This is a genomic window from Pantoea sp. A4 (assembly GCF_000295955.2).
In the GTDB taxonomy this organism is placed as follows: domain Bacteria; phylum Pseudomonadota; class Gammaproteobacteria; order Enterobacterales; family Enterobacteriaceae; genus Pantoea; species Pantoea multigeneris.
This window is the reverse complement of sequence record NZ_ALXE01000022.1, coordinates 182,344-204,472: the sequence shown is the minus strand read 5'-3', so window position 1 is coordinate 204,472 and position 22,129 is coordinate 182,344. Positions and strand designations below refer to the sequence as shown.

Below are 22,129 nucleotides of genomic sequence, written 5' to 3'. Positions count from 1 at the left end.
AGAGTAAAGCTTCCGCCGCATGGATGCGGCGGCAGAGCCTCCAGGGAAGGATTCACGGCGTCTTTACGGCACTCCCCGCCATCTGCGACTGAAACGCACGAACACTATCCGCACCATTCGCGACTGAAACACACGAACCCAGCCCGCACCATCCGCGACTGAAACACACGAACCCAGCCCGCACCATCCGCGACTGAAACGCACGGATACAGACCGTACTAAGCTCTCAACTCTCAGCCCTCTCCTCCATTAAACCCACCATTCAGTGATCCCTGCGTGATTTCCGGCAGCGGATGCACCACTTACATTGTCTGGCCGACACCGCACGGCTATTATCATCGCCTTTCCTTTACATGACAGGATGTTAACGGTGAAAAAACCTCTGTTAAGTTGCCTCTCTTTACTGGCGCTCATCATGATCCACCCCGCTCAGGCCCGTACGCCCGAGCAAATCCACGCTTCTGGGGTCCTGAAAGTGGGCGTACCCGGTGACTATGCCCCGCTGGCATGGCACAACCCACAGGGTAAACTGCAGGGCTATGACATCGACATGGCAGAGAAAATCGCCACCGCCCTGCATCTCAAAGTGGAATATGTGATCTCCAGCTGGCCGGATTTATCCCGCGACCTGGCAGCAGATAAGTTTGATATTGCGATGGGCGGCGTCACTGCCACCCCGCAGCGCGCACAACAGTTTGCCTTGACTGCCCCCGTGGTGCCGAACGGGAAAATCGCCCTGGCAAACTGCGTCAACAGCGCCACCCTCTCCAGCCTGGAAAAAATCGACCGGCCTGAGGTCAAAGTGGTGGTCAATCCCGGCGGCACCAACGAAAGCTTCGTGAACAGCCATATAAAACAGGCGCAGATTATTCGCGTACCTGACAACGTGCAAAACCTGCAAGCGCTGCGGGATAAACGTGCAGATATTATGTTCACCGACTTAATTGAAGGGGAATACTATCAGAGCAGCGAGCCCGGCGTATTATGCCTCGCCACCCCAACGCCAATTGCAGGCAGCGAAAGCTATAAAGTCTACATGGTGAAACAGGAGGACAGCGCGCTAATACCCGGTATTAATCAGCTGCTGACCGGAAAAACGCGCCAGCAACTGGGCGAAAAATGGCACCTGTCACAACCGTAAAATCGACGGTTCATGGGTGCGTATGGAAAATTACTGCGCTATATGCACCCGCTGCTTAATGTCTTTCAGAAACAGCGTGATGGTAAAGGTCATCATCACCAGCAGCGACCATGCCCCCCACTTCCCCACATGAACCGTGGCCCAGGCACCGATCTGATTGGGATACTGCCAAACGCCAAACAGCGTACCGAGATTCTCCGCCAGCCAAATAAAGAAACCGATCAACAGAAATGCCACTAACAGCGGCATCCGTAGCCGCCGCTGATAGGCGGTGAAAACCACTTCGCTACGCGCATATAAGCCCAGCGCAACGCTGGCAATATACCAGCGATAATCGCCGATAAAGTGATGGGTAAAAAAGTTGGCGTAGAGCGCCAGAGACAACAGCACGGCAAAAAACAGAGGCGGATGATGGCGTATTTTCAGGTCCATCAGTCGCCAGCACTGAATAATATAACTCCCCACCGCGGCATACATAAAACCGCTGAACAACGGCACGCCGCCTATTTTACTCCAGCCGGCTTCGGGATAGTGCCAGGAACCAATGGCAGCAGAGGTTTTAAATAACTCCAGCCCAAATCCCAACAGGTGAAACAGCGTAATCGCTTTCAGCTCATCCCGGCTCTCTAATCCGGTCTTCAGCATAATGACCTGAATAGTCACCGCGATCAGCAACAGCAGGTCATAGCGTGCGATGCCCATCAGCCCAGTGCGCGGGACACAAAACATCGCGAGGAAAAATAAACCGGCAAACAGACAAGCACGCAGCTCTTTAATGCCAAACCACAGAAACTCAAGACTCGCACGCTTAACGCCAGTGCAATTCACCACAGGCGGGTGAATCAAGAAATCATCGATACGATTAGACAAGTGTACTCCCTCTCAGCAAGCCGTCATTTCCCTGTTTCACCGAAAACACATAATACCGCAGTGAAACCATACGGCGCACAGCTTGCCAGTATCTGCTGGATAAGTATAACGCCAGAGAAAACTTTACACAGTAATGCGCCATGGCACATCGCAGTGCTGGTTGACGTATATCCATCACTGATTTTCTTATATCTGTCAAAGGGCTAATGAGTGGCATGCTGGAGGTCTCTCCAGCAACTTTCGTTAATGATGAGGATTGGTAATGTCGCAAATTGAGTCCGCATGGGGCGCAGACCCCTCTGAAAATTATCCGCTACTGGCCGCCCGTTTCCGCCCTCTGTTTGCCAGGATCCGCGCGGGTGCGATAGAGCGCGATCTAAAACGTGAACTCCCCCTTGAACAGCTAGAGTGGCTCAAAAGCAGCGGTTTTACCGCGCTGCGCGTGCCGAAAGCCGAGGGCGGCAGCGGCGCAACGCTGCCCGAACTGTTCAACCTGCTGATTGAACTCGCGGAGGCCGATTCCAATCTGGTGCAGGCGCTGCGCGGGCATTTCGGCTTTGTCGAAAATATCCTCACCAGTGACGACAAAGCACGCCGCGAGGTGTGGCTCCCTCGCCTCGCGCAAGGTGACCTGGTTGGCCCGGCGTGGAGTGAAGTGGGTGATGCAAGGCAGTCCGTCTTCAGTACCCGTGTACAGCGGGTTGGCGACCACTGGCGGCTGGACGGCAGAAAGTTCTACACCACCGGATCGCTCTACGCCGACTGGATCGACATCGGTTTGACTGACGACCAGGGCAAAGGCGTTGCCGTCACCGTTTCACGTCACGCCCCTGGCGTCAGCGTATTGGATGACTGGAATGGCTTCGGTCAGACCTTAACCGCCAGCGGCACCGCTCAGTTTGATCAGGTGCGTATCGAAGACCATCAGCTCTACGATGAGAACAAATTCCGCTACGCGCCCGCGTTCTTCCAGCTGGTTCATCTGGCAACCCTGGCCGGTATCGGACGCGCGCAAAGTGACGAAGTGGCCAGGCACGTTGCCGCGCGCACCCGAACCTACAGCAATGGTAACGCGCCGCGCGCCGCCCAGGACGCTCAGGTGCTTCAGGTGGTGGGGAGCCTGCGCGGTGCAGCCTACAGCAGCGGTGCGATTGTATTGCGTAATGCGGAAGCGGTGCAGCGTGCTTATCTGGCCCGCTTTCAGCCCGATGAAAAAGTGGAAGAACAAGCCATCGCCATTGCAGAGTTGGAAGTGTCGCAGTCGTTAAACGTGGTTACAGACCTGATTCTTAATGCCTCGACGACGCTGTTTGACGCGCTGGGTGCCTCGGCCACGCTGAAACCTCTGGGCCTCGACCGTTTCTGGCGTAACGCACGCACCCTCTCCTCGCACAACCCGCGCATTTATAAAGACCGCATTGTGGGCGATTTTGCCGTTAACGGCACGCTGCCGCCGCCGCAGTGGCGCATTGGTGAAGCTGCCCCCACCGGCGAAGATGCTTAAGAAAGCAGGCGCTCAATCCATGAGCGCCTGACAGTTAACGCTGATACTGTGCCGGATCGCGGTACTGATGCGCCGGATGCGTTTCTGGCAGATGCGGTCCGCGCTGGAACAGCTTTTCCCGCAGGGTGCTGCCCGGCGCATACGCCGTTTGATAGACACCGCGCCGCTGCAACTCTGGCACCAGCCAGCGTACGATATCCGCAAAGGTCTCATGGGCCACGACATACGCGAGATTGAATCCATCCACATCGGTTTCCTCCACCCAATGCTGGAGCTGATCGGCCACCGTTGCCGCTGAACCGACAAACACCTGCCCTAACCCGCCAATGCTGCCATACTCCGCCAACTGATTGACCGACCAGGTCTGATCTGCGCCCGCAAAGGTATTCACCAGCGCCGCCAGTTTACCCGGCTGATCTTTCGCGACCGGCTGGTCAGGCTGCGGCTGGGCAAAGTCCTGTCCGCTCCAGCCGGAGATCAGTGCCAACGCCCCCTCGCGCGAAATATACTCCTGATAGCCACGCCATTTGGCCTGCGCTTTCTCGTCGGTCTCATCTACGATCACCGTGATCAACGCATAGGCCAGCACGCTCTGGGGATCGCGCCCCTGCTCCGCCACCTGCTGGCGCAATGTGCTGACATAGGTTTTCAGCCCGCTCAGGGTGTGTGAGTTCACAAACACGCACTCCGCGTTGCGTGCGGCGAAACTGACGCCTGCGGTGGAAGATCCCGCCTGGAACAGCAGCGGCGTACGCTGGGGCGAGGGTTCGCTCATGTGCACCCCCGGAACCTGGTAAAACGTGCCCTGGTGACCAATCGCGTGGACTTTACGCGGGTCAGTAAACACGCCGCGCTCCCTGTCGCGCACCACCGCATCCTGCTCCCAACTGCCTTCCAGCAGTTTGTAGATCACCTCCATGTACTCTTCCGCACGTTGGTAGCGTGCATCATGCTCCAGCAGCACCGCATTACCGACATTCCGTGCACCGCTGTCGAGATAAGAGGTGACGATGTTCCAGCCAATCCGTCCGCCGGTCAAATGGTCGGCGGTGGAGAGGCGACGGGCAAACGTATAGGGATGATCGTAGGTGGTGGACAAGGTGATGCCAATCCCCAGATGCTCGGTCACCATGGCAATCGGGGCCGCCAGTTGCAGCGGATCGTTAACCGGCACCTGCGAGGCTTCGCGCAGTGCGGTGTCTATATTGCCGCCGTAGACATCGTAATATCCGATCACATCCGCAATAAACAGCGCATCAAACAACCCTTTTTCCAGCAGCTGGGCCAGATCGGTCCAGTAGCTGAGATCTTTATACTGCCATGAGCGATCGCCTGGGTAGCGCCACAGCCCGGAAGACTGATGCCCGACGCAGTTCATCTCAAAGGCATTAAAACGTATCTGCTTGCTCATACTCGCTTCCTGAGGGTTGATGTGTGACGTGATGGAGTGCTGCCGCTGCCAGGAGCTGGCGGGTAAAGGGGTGTGCGGGTTGGTTGAAGAGTGCGGTGACGCTGCCCTGTTCCACCACTTTCCCGGCCTGCATCACCAGCACGCGATCGCACAGGTGGCGGATCACCGCCAGATCGTGGGAGATGAACAGATAAGCGACGCCCAGCGTCTGTTGCAGGCTGCTGAGCAGGTCAAGGATCTGCGCCTGCACCGAGGCATCCAGCGCGGAGACCGGTTCATCGCACAGGATCACTTCCGGTTCTGTTGCCAGCGCACGCGCAATGGCGATGCGCTGACGCTGGCCGCCAGAGAGCTGTTGTGGACGGCGCTGCGCCAGGCTAACGGGCAGCCGTACCTGCTCCAGCAGCGCCGCAATACGTTCCGGGTGCTGAGCGCGAGGGAGATCGATCGCGTCCAGGGCATCACTGAGCACCTGCGCGACCGTCCAGCGCGGATCGAACGATCCGAGCGGGTCCTGATAGATGATGCTAAGGGCGCGCCGCCGCGCGCGCCGCTGTGATTCCCGCACCGGTTTGGTCGCCTGTGGATTGACCCAGGGCAATCCGGCGAAGTCGATTTCACCGCTGTCTGGCTCAACCAACCCCATGACAATACGCGCCGTGGTGGTTTTGCCAGAGCCAGACTCGCCAATGATGCCCAGCGTTTCCCCGCGATGCAGCACAAAGTTGACATCATCCACCGCAATGATGCGGTGCCGGGCGCGGGTGTAGCTTTTATGCAGATGGCGCGCCACCATGACCGGTAGCTGATCGGGCGGGAAGTCACGCTGATGTTGCAGCTGACGCGCACCTGGTGCAGCGGCCAGCAACTGCCGCGTGTATTCATGTTGTGGGTGACGCAGCACCTGGTTAACGGCACCCTGCTCCACCACCACCCCGTGATGCAGCACAATCACCTCATCGGCCAACTGTGACACCAGGTTGAGGTCGTGGCTGATGATCAATAAACCGCGCCCCTGCTGGCGGATCGTCTGGAGCAGCGCGATGATTTGCGCCTGAACGGTGGTATCGAGTGCGGTGGTGGGTTCATCGGCGATCAGGATCGGGGGATCGAGCGCCAGTGCGCTGGCAATCAGCGCCCTTTGTCGCAACCCGCCGGATAGCTCTCCCGCACGCTGACGTGCGCGCAGTTCCGGGTGTGGGATGCCCACTTTCTCCAGCAGTTCCAGCACGCGCTGCTGTCGCTGTTGGCGATTGCCCCAACCGTGGGCTTGCAGCGCTTCGCTAATTTCATCACCAATGGTGCGCAGTGGATCGAGCGAGACCAGCGCATCCTGCAAGACAAAACCAATCTGTTTGCCACGCAGCGCGCGCCACTGCTTTTCGCTATAGCTGGTTAATGGCTCTCCGGCAAACGTCAGCTGTCGTGCGCTGACGTCACAGCCACGGGCGGAAAGCCCCACTAATGACCGTGCCGTTACGCTTTTTCCCGATCCAGACTCTCCCACCAGCGCAATCACCTTGCCGGGAGAGAGCCGGAACGAGACGCTGTGTACCAGCTGTTTGCGTTCATCTGGAAGCTGTACCGCAATACTCAGCCCTTCAACATGCAGTTCACTCATGCCAGTCGCCCCTCACGTCGACGTTGTAGATAGCGCCCAAACACCGAGGTCGATAGCGTGGTGAGGACAATAAACAGACCCGGGAACAGCGTGAGCCACCAGGCCTGGTCGACATAGTCGCGCCCCATGGAGAGTAACGTTCCCCATTCAGCCGCTGGCGGTGGGGCACCCAGGCCGAGAAACGACAGTGCGGAAGACCAGACAATCGCCTGCCCCACCCCCATGGTCAGTGTGACCACCAGCGGGCGCAGCGTATTTGGCAGGAGCTGTCGCCAGATGATGCGGGCAGGAGAATGGCCCAACGCACGTGCCGCATCGATGTAGCTGGCATGGCGTACCGTCAGCACCTGGCCATAGACCATTTTGGCGTAGCCCGGCGCGTTACTGATGCCGGTGGCAATAATCAGTGGGCCGATGCCGCTGCCGAGGTGTGCGCTGAACAGCAGTGCGAGGATCAGCGTAGGGAATGAGAACAGGATATCCAGCAGCCAGCCGGTGATCCGCTGGCCCGTGGGGCCACTCAGGCCGCCAGCCAGTCCGAGCAGAATGGCAAGGCCAGAGGAGATCGCCACCGATCCTACCCCGAGCAGCAGAGATAAGCGGGCACCGTAAATGACGCGGCTGAACAGGTCACGTCCCGACTGATCGGTACCAAACCAGTGCTGCGCGCCCGGTGGCTGGAAAGCTTCGCGCGGCGCGATGTTGAGCGGATCGAAGTGTGAGAACAGGCCGGGAAAGATTGCCGCCGCCAGCAGTAGCAAAAGAAACAGTGCCGCGAGGAGTGCGCCAACCGGCAGATTGATGCGGCGGCGAGCCGTGGTGGGGGCATCCGCCACCGCAAGGGGTGAACTGCTCATGAGTTGCCCTCCTTAATACGTGGGTCCACCAGTACATAGAGGATATCCACCAGCCAGCTGGTGATGATGTAAGCGAGAGTGATCACCAGGGTGATGCCCACGGTGAGCGGCATGTCCTGTTTCATCACGGCCTGATAGAGCTGGCGGCCAATGCCCTGACGCGAGAAGATGAGTTCAATCAGTACGGCGTTGCCCATCAGTGCCCCTAACGCCCAGGCGGAGAGGCTTATGGCGGGCAGCAGTGCATGACGCAGTACGTGGCGTAGGCGCAGTGCTAAGTCGGTGATGCCACGCGCCCGCGCACTGAGTACAAACGGTTGTTCCAGCGCCAGTTCAAACGCCTCGCGCATCACCTGTGACATAAAGCCACCCAGCGGGATTGCCAGCGCCAGGCCCGGCAGCACCAGCCCCATCAGGGAGTCATCACCATCCGGTGGAAACCAGCCAAGGCCAAATGCGAAGACCGTCAGCAGGACCAGGCCGAGCCAGAACTGCGGCAGTGCTGCACTGAAGGTTTCTATCGCCGATCCCAGTCTGGAGATCATCGGATGGCGCTGGGCGGTGAGTAAGACCGAGAGAGAGGCCAGCAGCCAGGCAAAGAGCAGCGCCGCCACGGTGAGTTGTAGCGTGGGGCCGATCTGTTGTTGGATCACCTGGATCACCGGCTGATGCTGTGCAAACGAGAGGCCGAAATCGCCGCTCAGCAGGCGCTTGAGCCAGATGAGGTATTGCATTCCCAGGGGTTTGTCGAGACCAAATTCACGGATGGTGGCCGCAATGGTTTCGGGTGTTGGGTTGGCGGAAGGCCCTCCTAGCAGCACACGCACCGGGTCGCCGGGCGTGAGGTGCAGTGCAAAGAAGGTGATGGTGGCAGAGGCCCACAGTACCGCGATGCCGCCCAGCAGGCGCTGTATCACGCGCTGGGTCAGCTGTTTTCGTCGCGTGCTGACGTAATCCTCATTGAGAATGACGCTCATTTTTGCACCCATGCATCATAGAGCCAGCTGACGGTTAACGAGGGTTCCAGCCGGACATCATGTGCCGTTTTGTAGATCCCGAGGCGGGTGCTTTGCGGATAGGTGCGCAGTTGCAGGTAGTTGTCCGCAATGAGTTTTTGCGCCTGGTAGTAGAGCTTGCGACGGGTATCCGGATCTTGCGTTGCCAGTGCCTGTTGCATCAGTTTGTCAAAGTCTGGGTTGTTGAAGCCGGTGTCGTTTTGGTGGTATCCCCCCGATCCGGCTGCTCCGAGGAATTCCGATCCAAACAGGATGCGTAGTACATCCGGTGTGTTGGTGTTCCAGTAGCCGAGGCTGACGTCATAGTTCCATTTGCCTTGCAGGTCGGTGGCTGCGGCATCGCTGACCTGTTGCAACTGAACATCAAAGCCCACCTGGCGCGCAGTGGCTTGTACCTGTTCCCACAGCGTGCGTTCTGGTGCACTGGTAGAGGCTGGAATGGGGATGTAGACCGTGAGTGGTTTGCCCTCTTTGGTGCGGATCGCGCCAGCACTGGCCTGTTTCCAGCCTGCCGCATCCAGTAATGCAGCCGCACGCGCAGGGTCGTAGTCGTCCGTGTGGGCGAAATCCGGGCTGTAGAACGGCGTGACCGGGCTGAGAGGCCCACTGGCACGGTGGAAGTGGTTGAAGAAGATGCTGGCCAGTGCGCCATCAATGTCCGCCGAACGAATAAAGGCTTCACGCACGCGCAGGTCGTTAAACGGTGCCCGGCGGGTGTTGAGTGCGCCATAGGTAGGGTTGCCAGGGCGATCTTTGATCAGCACTGAGAGGTTGCGGTTACGCGTGGCCGCGGTTTCAGATTCTGGCGGGAGTGCTTCGATCACATCCACCTGGCCACTGCGCAGTGCGGCAAAGCGCACTGAAGGTTCAGGGATAAAGCGCCAGATGATGCGGTCGAGGTAGGCCGGTCCCTGATGGTGTGCATAAGGCGGTGCCCAGTTGTAGTCTGGATTACGTTCGAGCACCACCTGGTTTTGGTGTTCCCATTTGACCACTTTGAACGGGCCGCTGCCCACCGGAGCCTGGCAGTTTGCATCCCTTGATCGAGCCAGCGCATTTGGCGCTTCTATGCCGAGGAAGCCCTGTGCCAGGACTTCGAGGAATGCCGCGTACGGGGTAGAGAGGTGGACAACCGCCGTGTAGGGGTCCGGGGTGTCGGTTGAGACATACTGGCGAATGTAGCCACCCGCCGTAGAGGATTGGGTGGCCGGGTTAGCCATGTGGTCGAGGTTGGCTTTGACCGCCTGCGAGGTGAATTTTTCCCCGTCGGTAAATTTGACGTCGTCCCGCAGGTGGAAGGTGTAGGTTTTGCCATCGGGCGAGACTTCCCAGCTTTTCGCCAGCCAGGGATGAATGTTGCCCTGGTCATCCATCGAGACCAGTGAGTCGAGGAACTGTTGTGCCACAAAGACCTGCGGCATGTCGCCATCCACATGCGGGTCGAGGCAGGTGGGTTCCCGGTCTGTTGCGTAGATCAGCGTTCCGCCTGTTACCGGGGTTTCTGCCGCATGGGCAGCCGGGAGTGTCGCTAATGCGCAGAGGATGACCAGCGGCGAGATGCGCCAGCGCGTCAGGTTTTTTTTACTCCGCGAGTCGTGATGCATGTTATTTATTGAGGTCATGGTTTATCTCTGAATTCCCGCCAGGCAGTCCGTTTTTCGTCGCCGTAGAGATAGCAATCCGCTATTTGGTTGTCTAACAACAATTCTGTGTAAGCTTATGTAGTGAGTGGTTTCTCTGTTTATTTAGCGAGTATTTATCAGCAGATGATGGCGTATTTGTTTTTTGCCAGAGAGCGCGTTGACGTAATTATTTACGCTTCTATCAATTATTATTCCCCAGAGGTAAATAGGTTTTGGCGAGGTAATCATTAATGGGCTGGAATAGTGGCTGTCGATGGGGTTTATTTACGGGTAGAGGTCTTTAGGTGGTGTCGTGTGTTTCAGTTGGGGCGGTGCGGGCTGGGTTCGTGCGTTTCAGTCGCAGATGGTGGTGGCTGGATTCGTGTGTTCCAGTGGCATGATGCGAGTAGTCTTCGGGCGTTCCGCTTTAGATGGTGCGGACGGTGTTCGTGTGTTCCAGTCGCAGATGGTGTGGGCTGGGTTCGTGCGTTCCAGTCGCAGATGGTGTGGGCTGGGTTCGTGCGTTCCAGTCGCAGATGTTGGGGAGTGCCGTAAAGACGCCGTGAATCCTCCCTGGAGGCTCTGCCGCCGCATCCATGCGGCGGAAGCTTTACTCTACTCCCCACCATCCCCGCCTTCATGTTAGTGAGGTGCGTGCTATTGTCCTTGCCTGTGCCTTCATGTTAGTGATGCGCGGTACATCGTACATGCCTTTATGTCAGTGATGTGAGGGACATCGTCCTGCGATTTGTGGCTGCACAGCTCACAGACCTACCCTCACCCTGACCCTCTCCCTAAAAGGGAGAGGGAATGTACGGCATCGCTATTACATGTATCACCAATCTGGCTCCCTCTCCCGCTGGCGGGAGAGGGCTGGGGTTAGGGAAAGTCTGCTGCGTTCTCTACCCTCACCCTGACGTTAGATTAACAAAGCCAATGAAACTAGCCGATCGTCAACCCACCTGAGCGCAGTACCTGGCGCTCAATGGCCTGAGCCAGCAGCTGTTCCCCCTTCTCACTGGCACCGAGGCTAAACCAGTGGCGGGCGCGAGTGATGCCGGTATAAATCAGCTCACGGGTCAAAATCGGGCTTAATGACTCCGGCAGTAACAACGCCGTATGGCTGAACTCTGAACCCTGTGATTTATGCACCGTCATGGCGAACACCGTCTCAGCACCGGGTAAACGTCCTGGAAGCACCCAACGGACGCCGCCAGAGCCATCCCCGGCGGGGAACGCAACACGTAATACTTCGCCTTCCGGTTGCGGCAACAACAGGGCGATGCCGATATCCCCGTTCATTAACCCCAGGCTGTAATCATTGCGCGTGACCAGCACCGGGCGACCGGCGTACCACAATCCTTCCTGCACCAGTAGACCCGCACTGCCTAATAATGCGGCGACCTGCTGATTAAGATGATTCACGCCCCATTCGCCCTGGCGCACGGCACATAGCAGCTGGAACTGACCAAAGGCTTCCAGCACATCGGCAGCCCAGCGGTCAAAGGCGGATTGCGGTGCCCCAGCCTCTGGTCGCGTGGTGCGCATCACACGTAAATAGTGCCCGTAACCCACCGGCGCAGGGATACCGGGGCGAGCGCCAAACTGGCTGACGGCCCCCTCAATGATCCAGTCACGGAAAACGGTGCCGGGATTCGGCGCTTTGGCCCCGGTCGACGTAATACGCAAACGGGCCAGATCGGCGTAGTCCTGTTGCCAGACATGCCGCAACGCGCGCACATCTCCGGCATTGACCGCCTGCGCCAGTTGCCCGATACCACTCTCGGCGCCAAAGCGGTGGCTAAACCGCAACATGGCGATGGACTGATCGAGTGCCACGCCCTGCGCATCCTGCATCGCTTCGGGAGGAGCCTCTCCTGCTACCGCAGCCAGCCAGGTCGCTGTCTCAGGCAAGTAATGCCCGGCGGCTGCGCGTTGGCACAGTTCGCCCAACAGTGCTCCAGCTTCAACCGACGCCAGCTGATCTTTATCCCCCAGTAAAATCAGGCGTGCGTGAGGGGGCAATGCGGATAACAACGCGGCCATCATCTCCAGATCGACCATTGAGGCTTCATCCACCACCAGCACATCCAGCAACAGCGGGTTGCCGGGATGATGGCGGAAATGGCGGGTATCCGGACGACTGCCCAGCAGGCGATGCAGCGTAACCACATCGCTGTTAATCGCCTCTGCGGCAATGCCTAATTGCGCCAACGGTAACCGGCTTAATGCGCCAGCGATAGATTCGCTTAAACGCGCGGCCGCTTTGCCGGTGGGGGCCGCAAGGCGAATACGCAGTGTGGTCCCACGCTGTTGCTGCTCCAGCGCCTGCAACAGCGCCAGTAAACGCACCACGGTGGTGGTCTTACCGGTGCCGGGGCCGCCGGTAATCACGCTAAATGCACTGGCAGCCGCCAGGGCGCAGGCCAGTTTTTGCCAGTTTGCAGTCTCAGCCGTGGGTTCACTGAACAAGATATTCAGTAAGGGTTGCATCAGTTCCGGCGTCAATGCGCCTCGCCAGTGGGCACTCTGCGCCAGACGCTGCTGAATGCCCGCCTCAACCTGGCGCTCATACTGCCAGTAACGACGTAAATAGAGACGATCGCCCTGACAAACCAGTGGGGAATCCGCCACCCCGGTATCCACCAGGGCAGGAAAATCCAATGCCGCCAGCCACTGGGGTAGCGTAACGTCTTGCAGTACCTGAGCCGGTGTTTCGATTTCGGGCTGACGAGAACCTTCCGGCGGTAGCGCCAGCGCAAAGGTGCTGTCCGCCAGTACCGCAGACAGATTCAGGCACACATGGCCGCGCCCTAACTGGTGGCTGGCTAACGCCGCAGCCAGCAATAACAGGGGTGACGCGTCCGGGCACGTCTGATGTAAGAAACGCACCAGTGCCCGATCCAGCTCACGCAGCCAGCCACTTTCCACCCAACTATCCAGCAGTTGCGTCAGCCGATCATGGTTTAACGCCATCTTTATAATCCCTCATGCGCGCGAAACAGTTGTTCTAACTGCTCCATCAGCGCCTTATCTGGCCGTTGTAAACAGGCGCCTTTACCGGGCGTTGGGTGGCCGCGCAGGAACAGATACAGTGCGCCCCCAACGTGACGGTCATAGTCGTAATCCGGCAAACGCGATTTCAGCAGCCGATGGAGCGCAAACAGGTAAATAACCAGCTGTAGATCATAGCGGTGGTCAATCATCGACTGCACCATCGCGACCTGATCGTAATCCTCCATCTGCCCACCCAGCCAGTTGGACTTATAATCCAGCACGTAATAGCGTCCGTTATGCTGGAAAATCAGGTCAATAAAGCCTTTCAGCATCCCGTTGATTTCATCGGGCGCGAGGGCCATGCGCGATAATCCTCCCAGCGTGGCCGGGATCACCAGCTCATCAAATTTACGTGCTCGCACGGCTTTCAGGCCAAACCAGAACTCCATTTCCACCTGATATTCGCTGCTGTGCAACCCCGCCAGGCTGAAGCTGTCATCACCTGCCAGCGGTAAGGGATCGTTCAACAGACTCATCATCCAGTCGGTGAGTGGCGGGATCCAGTGCTGCCAGCCGCGCCGGTTACAGCGGCGGGCAATCTGGTCTTCTACCTGAGCACGGTCCTGCGCCAGTTGCGCAAAACCCTGTTGCCCGGCCCACTCCAGCAAGCCGTGCAGGAAGTTACCGGCTACCGTACCGCGTGGGAAACCAAACAGATCGTCACCGCTGGTCACGACCGGTTCGATACGCAGCCCGGTATCCGGCTCGCTCAGGGTTTCCTGAGCGGCACTTTGCACCTCTTCTCCCTCGTGATGATTAATGCCCGCCCACGCGGTATCGCTGTATTTCAGCCGGGAATAGCTGGTGATACGCCAGCGGTGGCTGCGCAGATCCGGTGTCGCGAGAGGGGAACGTAACGCAGGTTGCGGGTCATGGGTGGTAAACACACGCTCATCCGGCTCAGGCAGCGGCTGCACCTGGGCAACCGCACCATACTGGGCTTCAAGCGTGGCGATCATCTGGCCGGGTTCACTCCCCTGCAACAGATAGCCTGCGGCACTGTTTTCTGCGCCTTTCAGCGGAGCCATCCCCAGCCACATGGCATAGCGCGCACGCGTCAGGGCGACATACCATTTGCGGATGTCTTCCCCCAGGCGTTCATCGTCAGCCAGCGCCACCTGCGCCGCATCGCCTCCAATCGCCAACTGTAGCTGCCCCTGATCGTCATGCCACTTTAGTGGGGAGTCGCTGGCTTTGACCGCGCGGAATGCGCAGGCAAAGGGCAGGAAGACCAACGGGTACTCCAGCCCTTTTGATTTATGCACCGTCACCACTTTCACCAGCGCGGCATCGCTTTCGAGACGCAGTTTCATCACATCATTATTGTTGCCCTGATCAAGACGCTGTTCGGCAAGAAAACGCAGCAGCGCGTGCTCGCCCTCCAGCTCAACGCTGGCCTGCTGTAGCAGCTCGGCAAGGTGCAGCAGATCGGTCAGGCTGCGGGAATCCCCGGCACTGAGCAGACGTTCGGGAACGTTAAAGTCCCACATCAGGCGGCGCAAGAGGGGTAACACGCCCTGAAAACGCCACACTTTGTGGTACTGCTGGAACTGAGCCACGCGCTGTTCCCATTCACGCTCATCGTGATTGAGCCGATCGAGCTGTAGCCAGCTCAGGCCCAGCGCGGGTGTGCCAAGCGCGGCTCGCAGCAGGCGATCGTTTTCCGGTTCGACACAGGCCGCCAGCCAGAACTGAATCTCCGTGGCGCGCGGGCTGGCATACACCGACTCTTTATCCGAGAGATAGACGCTGCGCACGCCACGACGACGCAGCGCCTCACGCACCGCATCCGCCTCGCGTCCGGTGTTCACCAACACCGCGATATCCCCTGGCTGTAACGGCGTAATGTCACCGCCATCGAGGGTGAAACCGGCTGCGCCCTGCTGCCCCAGCGACAATAAGCGCACAATTTCCTGCGCGCAGTGCGTCGCCATTAACTGGCGATAATCGCCGTTGCTCAGGGTCTCTTCGTCCGGTGCGCACATCAGGGTCAGCGCACTGCCTTCGCTGCCCTCCACCCACCAGCGTTCGGCCCGCCCCTGCGCCTGTACCGGCTGGAAAGGCACCGGATTGTCGCCCTGCTCGCGGCGAAAGAGAAAAGCGCCGCGACCCGCAGGCCGGTTTTCCGCACTGGCGAAGACCTGATTGACCGCATCCACCATCCGCTGGGTCGATCGGAAGTTGGTGCCCAGCGTGTAGTGGCGACCGGCGGTGTCGCGCCGTGCCTGAAGATAGGTGTAAATATCCGCACCGCGAAACGCGTAGATCGCCTGTTTGGGATCGCCAATCAGCACCACGCCCTGTTGCGGATCGTTAGCCGCGATCTGATAGATGGCGTTAAAGATGCGGTACTGTAAGGGATCGGTATCCTGAAATTCGTCGATCAACGCCAGCGGAAACTGCTGGCGAATCATCTCGGCCAACCGTGGGCCGTTTTCACTGTGCAACGCGCTGTCTAACCGGGTGAGCAGGTCATTAAAGCCCATCTGCGCACGGCGCTGCTGCTCCTGCTGGAACCGGGCGGAGACCCAACCGCAGGCGTGTTGCAGAATGCCGTGACAGGCATTAGGCAACGCAGCCAGGCTGGCGGGCAGCGTTGCAATGGCGTCAAACGCCGGGTGCTGCGGTGCCAGATCGGGATCTTTCCACCCCTGACGCATACCATCCGGCGTCAGACGCACCCAGCCGGTTTTCAGATCGAGCAGATCGTCATCACCGCTGGCCCAGTGCCGCAGCGCCTCCAGCCAGGGATCGTAATAGCGGGCCTGAATCACCCGACCATTGACCGCTTTGGCGGCCACCGCCTCATCCAGCAGGCGTTTTAGCTCATCACACCAGGCCAGCCACGGCGCTTTCAGCGCGGAAAGCTGGGTGCTTTTCTGCTGCTGGCACTGGTTAAACACCACTTCCGGCGGTTGCGGAGCCGCGAGCAGTTCAACATGATCCAGCAGCGGTTGCAGATTGACGTACAGCATCTCCGGATCGATCCACCACTGGCGCACTTGTACCACCTGATCCACCCCGAGCGGGAAGAACCAGGTGCGCCAGTAATCACGCACCACTTCCAGCAGCAGTTCACTCTGGTTGGTTTCCAGCCGCTGGCTGAACAGGCTATCACTGTCAAAGGCGTGCTCACTCAGCATGCGGTTACACCAGCCGTGGATGGTGGAGACCGCTGCCTCATCCATCCACTCTGCCGCCAGTTGCAGTTTGCGCGCGCAGCCTGGCCAGGCATCCGGCGGGTACTCATTGCGCAGATCGTGGAGGACATCTTCCCCGGCCGCGCGCGACGTAATGTCGTCAGGCGAACAGCGGAAACATTCGGCGGCTTCGCTCAATCTGGCGCGGATACGGTCTCGTAGCTCCTGCGTCGCGGCATCGGTAAAGGTGACAACCAGAATTTCAGGTGGCGTTAAAGCACGGGTAAAACCCTGTTCATCACCGTGGCCCAGCACCAGACGCACATACAGCATGGCAATGGTAAAGGTTTTACCGGTGCCGGCGCTGGCCTCGATCAGGTGGCTGCCACGCAACGGAAAGCGCAGCATCTCAAGCGGTTGCGGCAAACTCAGTGCCATTATTTTTCTTCTCCCTGTTTACGGCTGCTGCGGCTTTTCAGCGTATGGTACAGCGGTGCCAGCAGTTGTTCAGTCCAGTGGGCGAATTCGCCCGCTGACCACAGCGACATAAAGTCAGGCCAGGCACGATTGAGATACGGACTACGGCTAAGTTCGCCAAATTTCATGTTTTGCGCATCGTACTCTTCATAACCCACGGCACACTTTTGCCAGATGTCACTGTCCGCAGCGGTATTCACCTCACCGCCAAGGCTGAGCCACTGGAAACCGGTACGGGTTGCCAGCGGCAGCGGACGACACATACCGGTCTGCCAGGCAGTAACAATCTGCTGCCAGTATAGTTGCACCTGGGAAATATCAAGTACCGGAAATATCACATCCCCGTTTTTACTCACCACCTGGGTGGTCATCGGTCCCACCGCCAGATGGGCGGCTAAATGCGTCAGCCAGAACGGCAACAGCTGTGCCCAACGGTAGCTGCGCTTTTTCTCATCCAGCAATCCGCTGCTCTCCAGCAAGACCCGGCAGGTTGCCTGCCCGTTGCTACGCAGATCGCTGATCCAGTCCTCAAGCGGCGGTGACGTTAAGCTGACGGGATGGTTGTCGAGCGGAAGCGGCCAGTCATGGAGCGCGGCACGATAACGCTTGAAGATATCCTCCATCGGCTCCGCCAGCGCCTGCTCCAGTACCGAGCCAAAACCGCCGGGGGCCAGCTCTCCACGGCGACTAATACGCGTCAGCTGCTGTTGTAATGCCTCTGCTGGGTCACCACCTGCCAGCACCGCCTGTTTTTGCACGCCGATCAGCTCATCCTGCAAGCGCCAGTTCTCCAGCGCATTGATGGCAAAAGGCTCGTGATCGAGGCTGGTAGTGTCGGTGGCTTCAAAGAAGATGTTCAAACGCTGGCGGAAGAAGCTGCGCACCGGTTGACTGAGGAAATCCGCCAACTGCCGCAGCGTCAGGCTGCGCTCCAGTTGATATTCCCCTGGCAGCGTGACGTCGCTTTCACGCGCTGCATCCAGGGTTAAGCCCGCACGCCACTCATTGGCATAGCTGAATAGTGCACTGCCCTCGGTAAAGTAGGCGGCGCTAAAGGGCTGTAGCGGATGCTCTTGGGTGAGTAGTGACAGCACATCACCTTGCCAGCCCGCCTGTAGATGGTCACGCAGCTGGGCAACCAGCACGGAGGGTGGCCGCTCGGCATTATCATGAATACCGCGTCCCACCCAACTGATGCTCAGCCGATCCCGTGCCGACAGCAACGCCTCAAGGAACAGGTAGCGGTCATCCTCACGGCGGGAGCGGTCACCGGGACGATAGTCCTGGCCCATCAGGTCAAAATCCAGTGGGATACGATTACGCGGATAATCCCCGTCGTTCATGCCTAACAGGCAGACGTGACGGAAGGGAATGGCGCGCATCGGCATCAGCGTGGCAAAGGTCACGGAGCCGCCGAAGAAGGGTTGTACCAGGCTGGATTGATCCAGCACGCTGAGCCAGTGTTCGCGCACCACCGGTAAGGTTAACGGCGTGGTAAGAGTGACACTGTCACAGGAGTCTAACCACTGCTGTAAACCCTCTTCAAGTTGTAACAGGATATAACTTTCCTGATCGTCTTCTGCCGTGAAGAAGCGCTCCAGCAGTTGATTCAGTCGCGTGCCCCACTCCTCGGGGGTCGCTTCTGTACAGAGCGTACGCCAGCTCGACTCCAGGGCGTTGAGGAAAGCCGCAAGCTGGCCTGCGAGCTGTGCATCCAACCCGCCGACTTCATCCAGCGGTTCGATATCCTGCCAGGCGGCACCACTTCCCACCGCATACCCCAGCAACATGCGCTGTAAGCCAAAGAACCAGCTGTTCTGTGCGCTGGCAAGCGGCAGGTCGAGGCTGTTGCGCTGTTCCGGGTGCAGACCCCAACGCACGTTGGCGCTGCGGATCCAGCGCTGCAACAGCGGAAGCTGATCTTCATTGATGGCAAAGCTGCGGCGAATCGCCGGGACTTCCAGCAGGTCGAGCAGATCGCTTACCGCAAATCGCGACTGTGGCAGCGCCAGCAGGCGCTCCAGAGCACCGGGAATCGGGCTGATTTGATGGGCATTACGGTCGGCAACGCTAAACGGGATGTAGCGAGCATCCAGCCGATCCACCAGGCCAAACACCGCCTGAATGTGCGGCGCGTAGCTGTTGATATCCGGCACCATAACGATGACATCACTCGGGCGCAGCGAAGGATCGGCGGTGAAGGCGGCCAGCAGTTGGTCATGGAGAATTTCCACTTCCCGCTGCGGGCTGTGGGCAATGTGGAAGCGGATCGAGTTGTCCTGTGCAACCGCGTAATCGGCCCACTTTTCGCGGCTTTCGCTTAAGGGCCGGAGATCGCAGATATCATCCTGCAACTGCTGCAACAGCGTGCTGCCTGCGGTGGCTTCAAACAGATCGATACGTTGTGTTTCCGCCGCAAGGCGCGATTCATACTGCTCGCGCTGATCGTGTTCTTCTAGCAGGCCGATATAATCGCGCCCCTGTTTACCCCAGGCCGCCAGCAGCGGATGCGCATGTTGATGCAGTGCATCTTCATCAAGATGGGACGGCATGCCCGGCTTACGCTGGTGGCGCAAGCGTTCAGCACGCAGGAGGTCTTTATCCGCGATGATATCGCCCCAGTAGTGCTGGCAAGGGTTGTGTACGCACATGAACACCTGCGTCCAGCGGCTGATGGCGCTGAGCACTTCCAGCGCCTGCTGTGGCAGTGAAGAGATACCAAACACAATCACGCGCAGCGGCAAGCCAGCCGGACGATGTTGGTGATCGGCTTGCGCAGCGACGTTAAGAAAACGCTGATGCAGTGCCGCACGGCTGGTGGCAGCCAGTGCTTCCCCGGTATCGGCTTGCAGGGCGCGCCACAATAACGGTTGCCAGCGCTGACTTTCCGGTAGCGGCGTCGCCCCCCGCCGGCTGGTATGCAGCACATCATTCCCCTGGGTCCAGTCCGCCAGCCAGTCGGCGCGATACACCTGATACTGGTCATACAGATCGGCCAGCCTTTCCGCCAGTTGGAACAGTTTACGCTGGTCGTCATCCTGCTTCAGAAAGCGCGCCAGCGGGGTGAACGCCTCCTGGGTCAGCAGCTGTGGCAGCAGGCGCATTAAACGCCAGACCAACAGCGGTTTATCAAACGGCGAAGATTCTGGCACTTGCTCGCGTCCGAGGACGCTGCGATACACCTGCCAGAAAAAACGGGCCGGGAGCTGAATATCCAGGGCGGCCGCAATACCACATCCGCCCTCTTCAGGATCGCGCGCCAGCGCCAGGCGCAGCCACTGGCCGATGCCGTTGCTCTGTACCAGAATCACTTCGTTTTCCAGCACCGGCAGCGGATGGTTTTTCATCCAGCTGACCAGCACGTCACGCAGCATTTCCGAATGGTTGCCGTGGATCACCATCATGCCGGGATGAATGGGTGTTGCGATGGGGGTAGTCATGGTTGTCGTCTCGCCAGCCTGGCCGTCACAGAAGACAAACAGCATAACACTTTTCGCCGCTCAGCATTGCGCTGAGCGGGCAGTGGCTCACCCTGGCATCAGCCCTGTCGGGTAGCGTACGTTTTGTACAAGCCGGGGAATGAAACAAACATTTCTTCCGACATTTCTTCTGATATTGTCGATAAATCAGAAGGTTAACTCACGTAATATTTGTACGTGTTTTCAACTCCCGTACTCTTCATCCGTCACCGGTTCCAGCCAGTCGATGGAATTCCCCTCCAGACTTTCGGCGATGGCGATATGGGTCATTGACGTGCGATCGGTCGCGCCGTGCCAGTGGCGGACACCTTGCGGGATCCAGACGATGTCGCCGGGATTAATGGTCTGTTTGGGTTCGCCTTCGCACTGCACCCATCCCTGCCCCTGGGTGACAATCAGCGTCTGCCCGAGGGGATGGGTGTGCCAGGCGTTGCGCGCACCCGGTTCAAAGGTGACGGTTGCTCCGCTGATGCGTGCGGAGCCGGTGCCCTGAAAAGGCGCATCAATGCGCACTTGTCCCGTGAAATAGCTTTCCGGTCCACGGGCTGAGGCGTGGGTTCCATTGCGGGTAATGTTCATCTGCGGCTTGCTCCTTAAATTTCATCCGGCCGCTAGCTTAGCCGCAGGATGACGCTCAGCGTACGATGGAAAATGCATGAGCTTATGCAGCCCGTGCATCAGTTAGCCCTGTTGCACCGTAGACATTCGGCGTTTTCCGGCAAAATTCACCATCAACGCGCTGGCACAGGTGAACAGCGCAATCAGCCATACCATGCTGGCGGGGGTAACGTCAGCACGCCAGGCCAGCAGCAGTGATGATAGAATGCCACTACCATATTGCAGCGCACCAATCAGCGCGGAAGCCGACCCCACCATCTCTGGCACCTCGTCCAGCGCGGCGGCGGTTGAACTCGCCGCCACAATGCCGTTCATGGAAAAGTAGATAAACACCGACACCACCACCATCAGCAACCCACCCCAGTGCAGGTGCGTGGTCAACAGCAGCACCAGCGTTGCCAGCGCCGCAATCGCCGTGGCGCTTTTCAGCAGGCGATCCAGAGGGAATCGTGTGACCAGACGCCGGTTCACCATACTCATCACCATTACGCCCACAATGTTGACGGCAAACAGCCAGCCGTAGGCCGCCGGGTCAACGCCAAAATAGCGGATGTAGACCATCGGAGAACCGGCAATAAAGGCATAAGCGGCCACGTAATACAAGGCCAGTCCAAGGGAGTAGCGCATAAACACGGGATTGCGCAACAGGCGGCCATAGTTAACGAAGGCACCGCGCAATGAGGTTTGCACACGCTTTTCCACCGGCAGCGTCTCGGGCAGCAGGCTCACCGCCAGCAGAATCACGGCACCCAGCGCCACTAGCAGCCAGAAGATAGCGTGCCACGAGGTGAAGCGGATCATCTGGCCGCCCAGCAGTGGCCCCACAATCGGGGCGACCGCCATCACCATTATCAACGTAGAGAGCATATGTGCCGCCCGACTGCGACTGAACAGATCGCGAATCATCGCACGCGCCAGCATTGGCCCGGTGCAGGCACCCAGCGCCTGAAAAACGCGCCAGAAGACGATTTGCGTCATATCCGTCGAGAGCGCACAGCCTGCGGAGCCAATCATAAATAGCAACATGCCCAGCAGTAAGGGCAGACGGCGGCCATAGCGATCGCTAATCGGCCCCCAGATCAACTGCGCAATCGCAAAGCCCATCAAGAAACCGGTGATCGTCAACGCCGGATCGCCATGCAGATCCGCCGTCATTAACGGCATCGCAGGGAGATAAATATCGGTTGAGAGAGAAGTGAGTGCCATCAGGGCACTGAGGATCACCACAAACAGCGCACCACCTGGATGCGTGGACGCCGGTACAGTTTGATTTCGCATCATCTTCCAAACACTTAGGCCTGCCCACCGGCCGCTCC

13 protein-coding genes are annotated in these 22,129 nt (G+C 58.8%); 2 read left to right on the top strand and 11 right to left on the bottom strand.

The annotated features are described in order from the left end of the window. Positions 1 to 361 precede the first annotated feature (361 nt). Complete coding sequence (locus B880_RS0109900; RefSeq protein WP_036645704.1) at positions 362 to 1,141, top strand: transporter substrate-binding domain-containing protein; 780 nt, start codon at positions 362 to 364, stop codon at positions 1,139 to 1,141. Positions 1,142 to 1,171: 30 nt separating this feature from the next. Here the strand turns inward: B880_RS0109900 and B880_RS0109895 are convergent, their stop codons facing one another. Next, complete coding sequence (locus B880_RS0109895; RefSeq protein ID WP_017347245.1) at positions 1,172 to 2,011, bottom strand: DUF817 domain-containing protein; 840 nt, start codon at positions 2,009 to 2,011, stop codon at positions 1,172 to 1,174. 262 nt (positions 2,012 to 2,273) lie between these two features. On the opposite strand from B880_RS0109895, the gene B880_RS0109890 reads away from it, so the two are divergent. After that, positions 2,274 to 3,515, top strand: a complete 1,242-nt coding sequence (locus B880_RS0109890; protein WP_017347244.1) for an acyl-CoA dehydrogenase family protein — start codon at positions 2,274 to 2,276, stop codon at positions 3,513 to 3,515. A 34-nt stretch (positions 3,516 to 3,549) separates the two neighbouring features. Here B880_RS0109890 and B880_RS0109885 read toward each other — a convergent pair whose 3' ends face one another. From B880_RS0109885 to B880_RS0109840, 10 genes are all read right to left on the bottom strand, one after another. Continuing rightward, complete coding sequence (locus B880_RS0109885) at positions 3,550 to 4,926, bottom strand: LLM class flavin-dependent oxidoreductase (RefSeq protein ID WP_017347243.1); 1,377 nt, start codon at positions 4,924 to 4,926, stop codon at positions 3,550 to 3,552. Further along, on the bottom strand, positions 4,904 to 6,547 hold the full coding sequence (locus tag B880_RS0109880) for a dipeptide ABC transporter ATP-binding protein (RefSeq protein ID WP_017347242.1): 1,644 nt from the start codon (positions 6,545 to 6,547) through the stop codon (positions 4,904 to 4,906). The genes B880_RS0109885 and B880_RS0109880 overlap by 23 nt, the downstream gene beginning before the upstream one ends. Continuing rightward, positions 6,544 to 7,404 carry an ABC transporter permease gene (locus tag B880_RS0109875; RefSeq protein WP_017347241.1) on the bottom strand — a complete coding sequence of 287 codons (861 nt, stop codon included), beginning with the start codon at positions 7,402 to 7,404 and terminating at the stop codon, positions 6,544 to 6,546. The genes B880_RS0109880 and B880_RS0109875 overlap by 4 nt, the downstream gene beginning before the upstream one ends. Continuing rightward, positions 7,401 to 8,381, bottom strand: a complete 981-nt coding sequence (locus B880_RS0109870) for an ABC transporter permease (protein ID WP_026042540.1) — start codon at positions 8,379 to 8,381, stop codon at positions 7,401 to 7,403. Before B880_RS0109870 ends, B880_RS0109875 begins: the two co-directional genes overlap by 4 nt. After that, positions 8,378 to 10,042 carry an ABC transporter substrate-binding protein gene (locus tag B880_RS0109865; RefSeq protein ID WP_017347239.1) on the bottom strand — a complete coding sequence of 555 codons (1,665 nt, stop codon included), beginning with the start codon at positions 10,040 to 10,042 and terminating at the stop codon, positions 8,378 to 8,380. Before B880_RS0109865 ends, B880_RS0109870 begins: the two co-directional genes overlap by 4 nt. 942 nt (positions 10,043 to 10,984) lie before the next feature. Continuing rightward, entirely contained in the window at positions 10,985 to 13,018 is a 2,034-nt protein-coding gene (gene recD / locus B880_RS0109860; RefSeq protein WP_017347238.1) for an exodeoxyribonuclease V subunit alpha, read from the bottom strand. A 2-nt stretch (positions 13,019 to 13,020) separates the two neighbouring features. Then, positions 13,021 to 16,677, bottom strand: a complete 3,657-nt coding sequence (gene recB / locus B880_RS0109855) for an exodeoxyribonuclease V subunit beta (protein WP_017347237.1) — start codon at positions 16,675 to 16,677, stop codon at positions 13,021 to 13,023. Continuing rightward, the gene (gene recC / locus B880_RS0109850) at positions 16,677 to 20,156 is read right to left on the bottom strand and encodes an exodeoxyribonuclease V subunit gamma (RefSeq protein ID WP_026042538.1); all 3,480 of its coding nucleotides are present in this window, start codon (positions 20,154 to 20,156) and stop codon (positions 16,677 to 16,679) included. The genes recB and recC overlap by 1 nt, the downstream gene beginning before the upstream one ends. Before the next feature lie 222 nt (positions 20,157 to 20,378). Beyond that, positions 20,379 to 20,774 carry a (R)-mandelonitrile lyase gene (locus B880_RS0109845; protein ID WP_017347235.1) on the bottom strand — a complete coding sequence of 132 codons (396 nt, stop codon included), beginning with the start codon at positions 20,772 to 20,774 and terminating at the stop codon, positions 20,379 to 20,381. Between the two features lie 102 nt (positions 20,775 to 20,876). After that, on the bottom strand, positions 20,877 to 22,094 hold the full coding sequence (locus B880_RS0109840; protein ID WP_017347234.1) for a multidrug effflux MFS transporter: 1,218 nt from the start codon (positions 22,092 to 22,094) through the stop codon (positions 20,877 to 20,879). Positions 22,095 to 22,129 lie beyond the last annotated feature (35 nt).